Source organism: Streptococcus sp. 1621 (assembly GCF_013276615.1).
Classification (GTDB): Bacteria; Bacillota; Bacilli; order Lactobacillales; family Streptococcaceae; genus Streptococcus.
Genome location: NZ_VMLJ01000019.1, coordinates 1 through 13,646, shown reverse-complemented (window position 1 = coordinate 13,646; position 13,646 = coordinate 1). Strand labels below are relative to the sequence as shown.

10 protein-coding genes, 1 other RNA gene and 1 pseudogene are annotated in these 13,646 nt (G+C 40.9%); 10 read left to right on the top strand and 2 right to left on the bottom strand.

Features of this window, described 5'->3' with window-relative positions:
- The first annotated feature begins 27 nt into the window (after positions 1-27).
- Positions 28-2,007, top strand: coding sequence for a peptide ABC transporter substrate-binding protein (locus tag HT697_RS04855; RefSeq protein WP_173262394.1), 1,980 nt, complete (start codon positions 28-30; stop codon positions 2,005-2,007).
- A gap of 249 nt (positions 2,008-2,256) precedes the next feature.
- On the opposite strand, the pseudogene pbp1a reads toward HT697_RS04855, so the two are convergent.
- A pseudogene (gene pbp1a, locus HT697_RS04850) lies at positions 2,257-4,335 on the bottom strand (penicillin-binding protein PBP1A); the annotation flags it as partial.
- A complete protein-coding gene (recU, locus tag HT697_RS04845; RefSeq protein WP_000248774.1) occupies positions 4,332-4,928 on the bottom strand; it encodes a Holliday junction resolvase RecU in 597 nt (198 codons plus the stop codon). The gene recU and the pseudogene pbp1a, both read right to left, overlap by 4 nt.
- Before the next feature lie 66 nt (positions 4,929-4,994).
- Between recU and HT697_RS04840 the strand changes: the two genes are divergently transcribed.
- The 9 genes from HT697_RS04840 to HT697_RS04800 all read left to right on the top strand — a co-directional run.
- Entirely contained in the window at positions 4,995-5,522 is a 528-nt protein-coding gene (locus HT697_RS04840) for a DUF1273 domain-containing protein (protein ID WP_173217984.1), read from the top strand.
- 69 nt (positions 5,523-5,591) lie between these two features.
- A complete protein-coding gene (gpsB, locus tag HT697_RS04835; RefSeq protein WP_173217982.1) occupies positions 5,592-5,933 on the top strand; it encodes a cell division regulator GpsB in 342 nt (113 codons plus the stop codon).
- Between the two features lie 20 nt (positions 5,934-5,953).
- An RNA gene (gene rnpB / locus HT697_RS04830) (RNase P RNA component class B) lies at positions 5,954-6,334 on the top strand.
- Positions 6,335-6,418: 84 nt separating this feature from the next.
- Positions 6,419-7,576, top strand: coding sequence for a class I SAM-dependent RNA methyltransferase (locus HT697_RS04825; protein ID WP_000711397.1), 1,158 nt, complete (start codon positions 6,419-6,421; stop codon positions 7,574-7,576).
- Positions 7,577-7,588: 12 nt separating this feature from the next.
- Positions 7,589-9,001, top strand: a complete 1,413-nt coding sequence (gene mapZ / locus HT697_RS04820; RefSeq protein WP_173217980.1) for a mid-cell-anchored protein MapZ — start codon at positions 7,589-7,591, stop codon at positions 8,999-9,001.
- A gap of 75 nt (positions 9,002-9,076) precedes the next feature.
- Positions 9,077-10,501, top strand: a complete 1,425-nt coding sequence (gndA, locus tag HT697_RS04815) for an NADP-dependent phosphogluconate dehydrogenase (protein ID WP_173217978.1) — start codon at positions 9,077-9,079, stop codon at positions 10,499-10,501.
- 11 nt (positions 10,502-10,512) lie between these two features.
- Positions 10,513-11,202: a response regulator transcription factor gene (locus HT697_RS04810; protein ID WP_033689345.1), complete on the top strand. Its 690-nt coding sequence runs from the start codon at positions 10,513-10,515 to the stop codon at positions 11,200-11,202.
- A gap of 99 nt (positions 11,203-11,301) precedes the next feature.
- Positions 11,302-12,390 carry a choline-binding protein CbpF gene (gene cbpF / locus HT697_RS04805; protein ID WP_173217976.1) on the top strand — a complete coding sequence of 363 codons (1,089 nt, stop codon included), beginning with the start codon at positions 11,302-11,304 and terminating at the stop codon, positions 12,388-12,390.
- 375 nt (positions 12,391-12,765) lie between these two features.
- A partial coding sequence (locus tag HT697_RS04800) for a YSIRK-type signal peptide-containing protein (RefSeq protein ID WP_173262387.1) occupies positions 12,766-13,646 on the top strand: 881 nt, incomplete at its 3' end.

Here is a 13,646-nt window from a genome sequence, read left to right as displayed (position 1 = left end):
ATGAATAAAAAAACAAAGGAGAATACTATGAAAACAAGAAAAGTATTGACTCTTGCGGGAGTAACCTTATTAGCAGCTGGTGTTTTAGCTGCTTGTTCTGGGGGTTCAGGCGCTCAAGGTGAAAAAACCTTTGCATTTACATACGAGACACATCCGGATAATCTCAACTATTTGACAACTGGTAAGGCAGCAACTTCTGAGATTACTAGTAATGTGATTGATGGATTGCTTGAAAATGATAAATACGGGAACCTTGTTCCTTCATTGGCAGAAGACTGGTCGGTCTCTAAGGATGGCTTGACTTATACTTATAAGATTCGTCAGGATGCCAAGTGGTATACATCTGAGGGAGAAGAGTACGCTCCTGTTAAGGCTCAGGACTTTGTAACAGGACTTAAATATGCAACAGATAAGAAAGCAGAAGCCCTTTACTTGGTACAGGATTCAATCAAAGGTCTGGATGCCTATGCCAAAGGTGAAATAACAGACTTCTCTCAAGTCGGGATTAAAGCGCTTGACGACCAAACAATCCAATACACCTTGAACAAACCTGAAACTTTTTGGAACTCAAAAACAACCATGGGTGTGCTTGCGCCAGTCAATGAAGAGTTTTTGAATTCAAAAGGGGATGATTTTGCCAAAGCTACGGATCCAAGTAGTCTCTTGTATAATGGCCCTTATTTGCTGAAATCCATTGTAACCAAATCCTCTGTTGAATTTGCGAAAAATCCGAACTACTGGGATAAAGACAATGTGCATATTGACAAGGTCAAATTGTCATTCTGGGATGGACAAGATACCAGCAAACCAGCAGAAAACTTTAAAGATGGTAGCCTTACAGCAGCTCGTCTTTATCCAACAAGTGCAAGTTTCGCAGAGCTTGAGAAGAGTATGAAAGACAATATCGTCTATACTCAACAAGACTCTACGACTTATCTAGTAGGGACAAATATTGACCGTCAATCTTATAAACACACATCTAAGACTAGTGAAGAACAAAAGACATCTACTAAAAAGGCGCTCTTAAACAAGGATTTCCGTCAGGCTATTGCCTTTGGTTTTGACCGTACAGCCTATGCCTCTCAGTTGAATGGAGAAACTGGAGCAAGCAAAATCTTGCGTAATCTCTTTGTGCCACCAACATTTGTTCAAGCAGATGGGAAGAACTTTGGCGATATAGTCAAAGAGAAATTAGTGACTTATGGGGATGAATGGAAGGATGTTAATCTGGACGATTCACAAGATGGTCTCTACAATCCAGAAAAAGCCAAGGCAGAATTTGCTAAAGCTAAATCAGCTTTGCAGGCAGAAGGTGTGACTTTCCCAATTCATTTGGATATGCCAGTTGACCAGACAGCAACTACAAAAGTTCAGCGCGTCCAATCTATGAAACAATCCTTGGAAGCAACTTTAGGAACTGATAATGTCGTTATTGATATCCAACAATTGCAAAAAGATGAATTGCTTAATGTAACTTTATTTGCTGAAAATGCTGCTGGCGAAGACTGGGATTTATCAGATAATGTCGGTTGGGGTCCAGACTTTGCCGATCCATCAACCTACCTTGATATTATCAAACCTTCTGTAGGAGAAAGTACTAAAACATATTTAGGATTTGACTCAGGGGAAGATAATGTAGCTGCGAAAAAAGTAGGTCTATATGACTACGAAAAATTGGTTACTGAGGCTGGTGATGAGACTATAGATGTTGCTAAACGATATGATAAATACGCAGCAGCCCAAGCTTGGTTGACAGATAGTGCCTTGATCATCCCAACAACTTCTAAAACTGGTCGTCCAATCTTGTCTAAGATGGTACCATTTACAATACCATTTGCATTGTCAGGAAATAAAGGTACAAGTGACCCAGTCTTGTATAAATACCTTGAACTTCAAGACAAGGCAGTTACTGCAGATGAATATCAAAAAGCTCAAGAAAAATGGATGAAAGAAAAAGCAGAATCCAATAAAAAAGCGCAAGAAGAACTCGCAAAACATGTGAAATAAGATAAAAAGAGACTGAGCAAAAAGTCTTTAAAAGCAAAACGCATATTGTCAGGTGAAAAGCCCTGAACGTATGCGTTTTATTTTGGGAAAATGTACTTGATTTCTGTATTTCATTTTGAAAATGACAAAATCCTGAGTTTAGAGTTCTCAGGATTTTGTCGTTTACTATTGTGGTTGCTGTTGAACTTGAGGGGTCTGAGGAGTTTGTGGAGCCGGGTTTTGATTGGCTCCGGGTGCATTTGGTGCTTGGTTTGGTCCATTAGTGCTAGCATCAGGACTTGTTGTTGGTGCTTGGCTAGTAGAACTTTCTGTACTTGTTGATGAGCTTTCTGTTGAAGATGATTGGGATGTTGTTTCAGTCCAAGTTGGTCTTGCTCCATTTTGGAAAACAAACTGCCCATTTCGATAAATGCCATCTGGCATATTCCAGTCCTCTGGGTTGCTTCCTTCAGACAGGTAGGTCATCATAGAGCGGTAAACTTTGGCAGCGACCGTAAGGCCATCGCCTACAAGTGGTGTCAGACGGTTAGAATAGCCTGTCCATACAGCCATTGAATATTTGCGGGTATACCCTACAAACATTTCATCTGGAGCTACGTAACCAGTGTTCTTGATATACTTTTCAATTTCTTCGTCAGTATAGTTAGAAGTACCTGTTTTACCTGCTTGTGGAAGCCAAGGTAGGTAGGCTCCACGTCCGATTCCGTATACTAAGACAGTTTTCATCATGTCGGTCATCATATAGGCTGTCGTTTCCTTCATGGCACGAGTTCCGACATTAGAGAACTCTTTTTCACTCCCATCACTAAAGACGACTTTATGGATATACATTGGTTTATAGTAAGTTCCACCATTTGCAAAGGCAGCGTAAGCAGCAGCCATCTTTTCACTACTTGCTCCATATTTTTTGTCTGACTCGGTTGTGTTACTTGAAATGGCATTTGAGTAGTGAAGACTTGGGTAGTCGATTCCGAGACCATTTAGGAAAGTCTTGGCACGGTTGAGTCCGACCTTGTTTAGCGTTTCCACGGCTGGGACGTTTCGCGATTGTTGCAGGGCGTATTGCAAGGTGATATTGCCAAAGTAGCCCCTATCCCAGTTATAAACAGGGGTATCTGTCCCAGGATAGTTATAGGGCTCATCGTGAACGATAGTAGCAGTTGAATCGTAGACACCGTATTCCAAGGCAGGAGCATAGTCTGTGATCGGTTTCATAGTTGATCCCCAGTCGCGGTTTGTTTCCACTGCTTGGTTAATTCCGAAGGAAACATTACTTGACTGATGGCGTGCTCCTAGCTGGGCAATGACTTTACCGTTAGAAACATCAACAATGGTAGAAGCAACTTGCAATTCATCGTCTGGATAGGCAACGTATTCGTCTGTATTGTAAATATCCCACAGATGTTTTTGAGCTTCTTGGTCTACATTTGTGTAGACGTCCATCCCAGTTGTGAGCAGGTTATAGCCTGTTTCTTCTTCAACTTGATTGATGACTTCCTTGAGGTAATTATCCATGTAAGCAGGGTAATTACTTGCCGATTTGAGACTTTGTAGTCCATCAGTAATTGGTGTATTGACTGCTTTCTCATACTGTTCAGCAGAGATGTAGCCTTGATTTTTCATTTCAGATAAGACCAAGTTTCGGCGGTCTTGGGCTGCTTCTGGATGTGAATAGGGGTCATATTGGTTTGGTGCCTGAGGCATTCCAGCCAGCAAGGCTAACTGAGGTAAACTTAAATTATTGAGGTCTTTACCATAGTAGTTTTGAGCTGCTGTCTGCATACCATAGTTCCCATTAGACATGTAGACCTTATTTATATAGTAGGTCAAGATTTCTTGCTTGGTTGCTTTTTGTTCTAACTGAATCGCTAACCAAGCTTCCTGAGCCTTACGAGAAATAGTCTGGTCGGAAGTCGAGGTTGAAAAGTAAGTCAACTTAATCAACTGTTGGGTGAGAGTTGATCCACCTTGGAGGGAATTGCTTTGCAGATTGCGCAAGAAAGCTCCCAGGATACGGATGGTATCAATCCCCCTGTGGTCGAAGAAGCGATGGTCTTCGATAGAAACGATTGCCTTAACCAAATCTGTGGGAATATCATTAGCTTGGGCATTGACGCGGCGTTCAGAACCCAAGTCAGCAATGAGTTGATTTTTATTGTCGTAGATTTTACTAGAGGTTGTTGCAACTAGTTTACTCTCGGATAGGCTAGGAGCCTTGCTAACGTAGTAGAAAAAAACTCCTCCGCCTAAGACAATGGCTGCGATAACCAAGCTTAAGAAGCTAATGCTCAGATACTTGATTAGGCGCAGAATCGTTGGTTTGTTCATCTTGTTTTACCACCTAATAAATGTTCTTTGATAACATTGAGATAGGGAATTTGAGGGAAGGCACCAGCCTTGATTTCATATCCATATTCTCGAATATATCCAAGTGGCATTGATTTTTGTCCCTTATCTTGATGATAGAAGCGAATCAAATCGAATGCCGGCAATAAGTAGGTTTCTTGCTGAGAAGAAAAGTGAAGAAGGACAAAGCAGATTCCTTGTTGGGCAAGGACTTGTTCCATATGCTGAATCTGATGTGGATGAAAATTTTTCATCGGAATCGCACGTTTTTGTTTTGTTTCCTTGGCTTCAAAGTCGATGTAATATCCATTATAAACGCCAGAATAGTCCGTCGTTGAAGCTTGTCGAAAATAGGCCTCAACAATCTTGGCACGACTTCGTTGTGGATAGTCCACTCGTACAATTTGAATAGGGGTTGGTTTCTTGTGTATAACAGCCAAGCCCTGAGACAAATAGTAGTCGTTGGTAGCATTGATCATCTTTTCAAAAGACATTCCTCGATTTGCGAAATTTTTGGGTTGAGAAAGAGATGGTTGTCTTTTTTGTGATGAAAGTTTATGTGGATAGTTGACCATAATTCTCCTTATTGGTACAATAACATCACTCTATTATACCATAAATTTGCACAGAAAGGGTTAAAAATGGCTACAGCTTTGGTTTTAGGCTATTCTGCTTTTGATTTGGGTTTATTTTCTGATAAGGATCCTCGTCTTAAACTGATTAAAAAAGCGATACGTAAAGATTTAGAGGCTATGGCAGCAGATGGGGTGACTTGGCTTGTATTTACAGGAAGTTTGGGCTTTGAATGTTGGGTTTTAGAGGTTGCTCAGGAGATGAAAACCGAGTACGGTTTCCAGTTGGCTACCATTTTTGCTTTTGAAACCCATGGGGAAAATTGGAATGAAAGCAATCAGATGAAACTGAGCCGCTTTAAGCAGGTAGACTTTGTCAAATATGCCTATCCTCGCTATGAACACAAGGGGCAGTTAAGAGATTACCAGCAGTTTTTGCTGGAAAATACGAACAGTTCCTATCTTTTTTATGATGAAGAAAATGAAACGAAACTAGCTTATTTTTACCAAAAGATGAAAAATCAAGAGGACTATTTTATAAAGAGATTAACATTTGATCAATTAAATGAACTTGCTGAAAATTTTTCCGAAAATTGAAGCTTTGACCTTGATTTTTGTTTGCCTTTTTTTATATAATAATACTAGCAAGCGAGAATGGAGAGAGACATGGCAAGTATTATTTTTTCAGCGAAAGATATTTTTGAACAAGAGTTTGGACGTGAAGTCCGTGGCTATAGTAAAGTAGAAGTTGACGAGTTTTTAGACGATGTCATCAAGGACTATGAAACCTATGCTGCCTTGGTCAAGTCACTTCGTCAGGAGATTGCGGATTTGAAGGAAGAATTAACTCGTAAACCGCAAGTGAGTTCGGCTCCAAGTCCTAGTCACCCAGAACCAATTGATGTGGCAGCTTCATCTTCTATGACGAATTTTGATATTTTGAAACGCTTGAATCGTCTTGAAAAAGAAGTATTCGGTAAACAAATTTTAGACAATACTGATTTGTAATTCAGGTCTTGTTACATGCAATTTTTGGATAATCGCGTGAGGAGAGTTGCTTCTCATGAGGAAAGTCCATGCTAGCACAGGCTGTGATGCCTGTAGTGTTTGTGCTAGGCGAAACCATAAGCCTAGGGACGAGAAATCGTTACGGCAGTTGAAATGGCTAAGTCCTTGGATAGGCCAGAGTAGGCTTGAAAGTGCCACAGTGACGGAGTCTTTCTGGAAACAGAGAGAGTGGAACGCGGTAAACCCCTCAAGCTAGCAACCCAAATTTTGGTCGGGGCATGGAGTACGCGGAAACGAACGTAGTATTCTGACTGCTATCAGCTAGAGCTGCTAGTGGTAGACAGATGATTATCGAAGGAAGTGGTCCTAGTCACTTCTGGAACAAAACATGGCTTATAGAAAATTGCATATAGGTTGGGGCTGAGAAATTTTCTCAACCTCATTTTTTAAAGTGGACATATAGAAAGGTCTTGCAAGACTGTAACATGAAAAAAGAATTTAATTTAATTGCAACTGTGGCAGCAGGTCTTGAAGCTGTTGTGGGACGAGAAGTGCGAGAGTTGGGCTACGATTGTCAGGTTGAAAATGGTCGTGTTCGTTTTCAAGGAGACGTGAGAGCTATTATCGAAACCAACCTTTGGCTTCGGGCAGCAGATCGTATCAAAATCATCGTAGGAACGTTCCCAGCTAAGACTTTTGAAGAGCTGTTTCAGGGAGTTTTCGCCCTAGATTGGGAAAATTATTTACCACTTGGAGCTCGGTTCCCGATTTCAAAAGCCAAATGTGTTAAATCTAAACTTCACAATGAACCGAGTGTTCAGGCTATTTCTAAGAAAGCTGTTGTCAAGAAATTGCAGAAACACTATGCTCGCCCAGAAGGGGTTCCTTTGATGGAGAATGGCCCAGAGTTTAAGATTGAGGTCTCTATTCTCAAAGATGTGGCAACTGTCATGATTGATACGACAGGGTCTAGCCTCTTTAAACGTGGTTATCGTACGGAAAAGGGTGGCGCTCCTATCAAGGAAAATATGGCGGCAGCTATTTTGCAACTCTCTAACTGGTATCCAGACAAGCCTTTGATTGATCCGACCTGTGGTTCGGGGACTTTCTGTATTGAGGCAGTTATGATTGCTCGAAAGATGGCACCAGGACTTCGTCGCTCTTTTGCCTTTGAGGAGTGGAACTGGGTCAGCGATCGCTTGATTCAGGAAGTGCGTACAGAAGCGGCTAAGAAAGTAGACCGTGAGCTGGAGCTGGATATCATGGGCTGTGACATTGATGCTCGCATGGTGGAAATTGCTAAAGCTAATGCTCAGGCAGCTGGTGTTGCAGGAGACATTACTTTTAAGCAGATGCGCGTGCAGGATTTGCGTTCCGATAAAATCAATGGTGTGATTATTTCCAATCCGCCTTATGGTGAACGCTTGTCAGATGATGCAGGGGTGACCAAGCTCTATGCTGAGATGGGGCAAGTATTTGCACCACTGAAAACTTGGAGCAAATTTATCCTGACTAGTGATGAAGCTTTTGAAAGCAAGTATGGTAGCCAAGCAGATAAGAAGCGTAAGTTATACAACGGAACCTTGAAAGTGGATCTGTATCAATATTTTGGTCAGCGTGTCAAACGGCAAGAGGTAAAATAGAAAGGGATACTCATGAGTAAGAAAAGACGAAATCGTCATAAAAAAGAAGGTCAAGAACCGCAATTTGATTTTGATGAAGCAAAAGAGCTAACAGTTGGTCAAGCGATTCGTAAAAATGAAGAAGTGGAAGCAGGAGTCTTGCCTGAGGATTCCATTTTGGACAAGTATGTTAAACAACACAAAGATGAAATCGAAGCAGATAAGTTTGCGACTCGTCAATACAAAAAAGAGGAGTTAGTTGAAACTCAGAGTCTGGATGATTTAATTCAAGAGATGCGTGAGGCTGTAGAAGAGTCAGAAGCTTCTTCGGAGGAAGTTCCATCTTCTGAAGACATCTTACCACCCTTGCCTCTGAACGATGAGGAGCAAGGCTTGGATCCTCTATTGCTAGAGGATGAAAATCCAACAGAAATGACTGAAGAAGTGGAAGAGGAGCAAAACCTTTCTCGTCTGGAACAAGAGGACTCAGAAAAGAAAAGCAAAAAAGGCTTTGTTTTGACCGCTTTGGCGCTTGTATCAGTGATTATCTGTGTCAGTGCTTATTATGTCTATCGTCAAGTGAATCGCTCGACCAAGGAAATTGAAACTTCTCAATCAACTACAGCCAATCAATCGGATGTGGATGATTTTAATACACTTTATGATGCCTTTTACACAGATAGCAATAAAACGGCTTTGAAAAATAGCCAGTTTGATAAACTGAGTCAACTCAAGACCTTACTTGATAAGCTGGAAGGTAGTCGTGAACATACGCTTGCCAAATCGAAGTATGATAGTCTAGCAACGCAAATTAAGGCCATTCAAGATGTCAATGCACAATTTGAAAAACCAGCTATTGTGGATGGTGTGTTGGATACCAATGCCAAAGCCAAATCGGATGCTAAATTTACAGATATTAAAACTGGAAATACGGAGCTTGATAAAGTGCTAGATAAGGCTATCAGCCTTGGTAAGAGCCAGCAAACAAGTACTTCTAGCTCTAGCTCAAGTTCAAGTCAAACTAGTAGCTCAAGTTCAAGTCAAGCAAGCTCAAATACGACTAGTGAGACAAGCCCAAGTAGTTCAAATGCTGCCTCAAATGAGACTAGAAGTTCTCGTAGCGAAGTCAATATGGGCGTATCAAGTGCAGGGGTTGCTGTTCAAAGAAGTGCTAGTCGTGTTGCCTATAATCAGTCTGCTATTGATGATAGTAACAACTCTGCTTGGGATTTTGCGGATGGTGTCTTGGAACAAATTCTAGCGACTTCACGTTCACGTGGCTATATCACTGGAGACCAATATATCCTTGAACGTGTCAATATTGTTAACGGCAATGGTTATTACAACCTCTACAAGCCAGATGGAACCTATCTCTTTACCCTTAACTGTAAGACTGGATACTTTGTTGGAAATGGTTCTGGACATGCGGATGACTTGGACTACTAAGCAGTCGTTACAAAATTCTTTCTTTTCAAAAGTAAAAATGATAAAATAAAACAAATTAAACAAGAGGAGTGTCAAATGACAAAAGCTAACTTTGGTGTTGTTGGTATGGCCGTAATGGGTCGTAACCTTGCCCTTAATATTGAATCTCGTGGTTACACAGTTGCTATTTACAACCGTAGTAAAGAAAAAACGGAAGATGTGATTGCTTGCCATCCTGAAAAGAACTTTGTGCCAAGCTATGACGTGGAAAGTTTTGTGAACTCAATCGAAAAACCTCGTCGTATCATGCTCATGGTTCAAGCTGGACCTGGTACAGATGCTACAATTCAAGCCCTTCTTCCACACCTTGACAAGGGTGATATCTTGATTGACGGTGGAAACACTTTCTACAAAGATACCATCCGTCGTAATGAAGAATTGGCAAACTCAGGTATCAACTTTATCGGTACTGGGGTTTCTGGTGGTGAAAAAGGTGCCCTTGAAGGTCCTTCTATCATGCCTGGTGGACAAAAAGAAGCCTATGAATTGGTTGCGGATGTTCTTGAAGAAATCTCAGCTAAAGCACCAGAAGATGGCAAACCATGTGTGACTTACATCGGTCCTGACGGAGCTGGTCACTATGTGAAAATGGTTCATAATGGTATCGAGTATGGTGATATGCAATTGATCGCAGAAAGCTATGACTTGATGCAACACTTGCTAGGCTTTTCTGCAGAAGACATGGCTGAAATCTTTACTGAGTGGAACAAGGGTGAATTGGACAGCTACTTGATCGAAATCACAGCTGATATCTTGAGCCGTAAAGACGATGAAGGCCAAGATGGACCAATCGTAGACTACATCCTTGATGCTGCAGGTAACAAGGGAACTGGTAAATGGACTAGCCAATCATCACTTGACCTTGGTGTGCCATTGTCACTCATCACTGAGTCAGTATTTGCACGTTACATCTCTACTTACAAGGAAGAACGTGTGCATGCTAGCAAGGTTCTTCCAAAACCAGCTGCCTTCAAATTTGAAGGGGACAAGGCTGAGTTGATAGAAAAGATTCGTCAAGCCCTTTATTTCTCAAAAATCATTTCATACGCACAAGGTTTTGCGCAATTGCGTGTAGCTTCTAAAGAAAACAACTGGAACTTGCCATTTGCAGACATCGCATCTATCTGGCGTGATGGCTGTATCATCCGTTCTCGTTTCTTGCAAAAGATTACAGATGCTTACAACCGTGATGCAGACCTTGCTAACCTTCTTTTGGATGAGTACTTCTTGGATGTTACTGCTAAGTACCAACAAGCAGTGCGTGATATCGTAGCTCTTGCTGTTCAAGCTGGTGTGCCAGTGCCAACTTTCTCAGCAGCGATTACTTACTTTGATAGCTACCGTTCAGCTGACCTTCCAGCTAACTTGATTCAAGCGCAACGTGACTACTTTGGTGCCCACACTTACCAACGTAAAGACAAAGAAGGAACATTCCACTACTCTTGGTATGACGAAAAATAAGTAGGTCTGCCATGGGGAAACGGATTTTATTACTTGAGAAAGAACGAAATCTAGCTCATTTTTTAAGTTTGGAACTCCAAAAAGAGCAATACCGAGTTGATCAGGTTGAGGAGGGACAAAAAGCCCTCTCCATGGCTCTTCAGACAGACTATGACTTGATTTTATTGAATGCTCGTCTGGGGGATATGACGGCCCAGGATTTTGCAGACAAGCTGAGTCGAACTAAGCCGGCTTCAGTCATCATGGTCTTGGACCATCGCGAAGAATTGCAAGATCAGATTGAGACAATCCAACGTTTTGCCGTTTCTTACATCTATAAGCCAGTTATTATTGAGAATCTGGTAGCTCGTATTTCAGCGATTTTCCGAGGTCGAGACTTCATCGACCAACACTGTAGTCAGATGAAGGTTCCAACGTCTTATCGCAATCTGCGTATGGATGTAGAACATCATACCGTTTATCGTGGCGAGGAGATGATTGCTCTGACGCGTCGTGAGTATGACCTTTTGGCCACTCTTATGGGAAGCAAGAAAGTTTTGACTCGTGAGCAGTTGTTGGAAAGCGTCTGGAAGTATGAAAGTGCGACAGAGACCAATATCGTGGATGTCTATATCCGTTATCTACGTAGCAAGCTTGATGTAAAAGGTCAAAAAAGCTACATTAAAACAGTACGTGGTGTTGGTTACACCATGCAAGAATAGAAAAGCAGTTGCAGTTATGTAACTGCTTTTTATATGAGTTCTTTATATGTTGACATGCGATTTTGTATTTGCTACAATCAGTTATGGAGGATAGGTCTAATGAAAATAATAAAAAAATTGATGCAAATTGCATTAGCAGTTTTTTTCTTTAGCTTACTGGCAACAAGTGCAGTATTGGCGGATGATGCTGATTCAGAAGGCTGGCAATTTGTCCAAGAAAATGGTAGAACCTACTACAAGAAGGGGGAACTCAAAGAAACCTACTGGCGAGTGATTGATGGAAAATACTATTATTTTGATCCTTTATCCGGAGAGATGGTTGTCGGCTGGCAATATATACCTGCTCCACACGAAGGGGTTACGATTGGTTCTTCTATAAGGCAAGATATTGCTTTTAGACCAGATTGGTTTTACTTTGGTCAAGATGGGGTCCTACAAGAATTTGTTGGTAAGCAAGTTTTAGAAGCAAAAACAGCTACAAATGTCAACAAGCATCATGGGGAACAATATAATAGTCCAGCAGAGAAACGAGTCTATTATTTTGAAGATCAACGTAGTTATCACACCTTAAAAACTGGTTGGGTTTATGATGAGGGGCACTGGTATTATTTACTGAAGGATGGTGGCTTTGATTCTCGCATCAACAGATTGACTGTTGGGGAGCTAGCACGTGGTTGGGCTAAGGATTTTCCTCTTACATATGATGAAGAGAAGCTTAAAGCGGCTCCATGGTACTATCTGGATCCAACAAGTGCTGCAATGCAAACTGGTTGGCAATATCTAGGCAATAAGTGGTACTACCTCCGTTCATCAGGTTCCATGGCAACTGGTTGGTATCAAGAAGGCTCAACTTGGTACTATTTAGATGCTGAAAATGGTGATATGAAAACGGGTTGGCAAAACCTTGGTAACAAGTGGTACTATCTCCGTTCATCAGGTTCCATGGCAACTGGCTGGTATCAGGAAGGTTCGACTTGGTATTATTTAGACGAGTCAAATGGTGATATGAAAACGGGTTGGCAAAACCTTGGTAACAAGTGGTACTATCTCCGTTCATCAGGAGCCATGGTCACTGGCTGGTTCCAGGTCAATGGCAAATGGTACTATGCTTACATCTCAGGTGCTTTGGCAGTGAATACGACCGTAGATGGCTATTCTGTCAACTATAATGGCGAATGGGTTCGATAAATAATGGTAGTATTTTGTAATTTGAGATAAATTTTAAGTAAGAGTGCAGCTTCACGAAGTGATACTGGATAAAAAGTTTTTAAAATCAGAAAACCGCATATTATCAGGCGTCAAAAAATTGGCAAAACCTTGATAATATGCGGTTTATTGTGGAAAGATTTACTTATTTACTTATTTTTAACAAAATTGAGTTTTTGCCCAGTTTTACATGACATGTTTTAGAAAAAGGTATATAATGTTAGTGTAATATCAAGTGTTTTTTTGAAAGCATCACAACAATTACAATTTTAGGCTTAAAAATCGAACCTTCTTTAAATACTTAAATATTTAAGGGGGGGATAAGTACCCATTTGTAAAAAAGAAATGAGGTTGAAAATGAACTTTAAGTCAAGAAAATGTGAAGAAAACGGGAAAAAAGTTTTACGCTATTCTATTAGAAAACATCATTTGGGAGTAGCTAGTGTAGCAGTAGCTTCGGTGTTGTTTTTTGCAACTGGTGTGGCGACTGTTCAAGCGGATGGACCAGGAGTAGGCGAACTAGTATCAGGCACACCAGCCCCACCAAGTACACTAGGTTCAGCAAGTTCAGCAAGTACAACAAGCACACTAGGCACTTCTGGTGCTAATACTGGTGACACAGAAATAGAAAATACAAATACAAATACAGCTGCATCAACAGAAAATGGGCCTATTAAGCCAGAAGATAATGTTGAAGCAAGAAATAATAATGAGAAACCTAGAGGGCTTGAAAGAGCAACAGAACCAGCAAATTATGATGGTAAAGTAAGTCTTATTGGTCAATGGACAAGTGAATCACACGAAAAAAAAGATACTGAAAATACATATAAGAATGCTACAGATAAATTAGGGAGTCCCTTATCTAATCCAGGTCTTTTCCGTGGCGCTGCAAAAACTTTTCTTGGTTGGTCTGATATGCCGCCAGTAAATGGGAAAATTGCAGATGGTGCAAGACTGTTCTCGGCAGAAGACACTATAGCTACAGCCTTTCCGAATGGCTTGTCAGCTGATTCTAAGCTATATGGTGTTTATGCCAGTCTAAATGACCAAGATACACCTTTCCCTGCTGATAAATTTTCTATGGGATTTGCGATTATAGGTGGAATGAATAAATTTGCCATTAATGATAATAAGGTTCATATTGATACGAATGTAGAATCAGAAGAAGTATTACCTAATACTAATTTAAATAAAGAAACAAAAGACAAAGAAAAAAATACCCGCCGTATCATTGATGA

What these genes read in the sequence shown, in the direction of transcription:
- HT697_RS04810 (WP_033689345.1), top strand. Translation starts at nt 10,513, where the DNA reads ATGGGGAAACGGATTTTATTACTTGAGAAAGAACGAAATCTAGCTCAT.
- mapZ (WP_173217980.1), top strand. Translation starts at nt 7,589, where the DNA reads ATGAGTAAGAAAAGACGAAATCGTCATAAAAAAGAAGGTCAAGAACCG.
- HT697_RS04855 (WP_173262394.1), top strand. Translation starts at nt 28, where the DNA reads ATGAAAACAAGAAAAGTATTGACTCTTGCGGGAGTAACCTTATTAGCA.
- recU (WP_000248774.1), bottom strand. Translation starts at nt 4,928, where the DNA reads ATGGTCAACTATCCACATAAACTTTCATCACAAAAAAGACAACCATCT.
- gpsB (WP_173217982.1), top strand. Translation starts at nt 5,592, where the DNA reads ATGGCAAGTATTATTTTTTCAGCGAAAGATATTTTTGAACAAGAGTTT.
- HT697_RS04840 (WP_173217984.1), top strand. Translation starts at nt 4,995, where the DNA reads ATGGCTACAGCTTTGGTTTTAGGCTATTCTGCTTTTGATTTGGGTTTA.
- HT697_RS04825 (WP_000711397.1), top strand. Translation starts at nt 6,419, where the DNA reads ATGAAAAAAGAATTTAATTTAATTGCAACTGTGGCAGCAGGTCTTGAA.
- gndA (WP_173217978.1), top strand. Translation starts at nt 9,077, where the DNA reads ATGACAAAAGCTAACTTTGGTGTTGTTGGTATGGCCGTAATGGGTCGT.
- cbpF (WP_173217976.1), top strand. Translation starts at nt 11,302, where the DNA reads ATGAAAATAATAAAAAAATTGATGCAAATTGCATTAGCAGTTTTTTTC.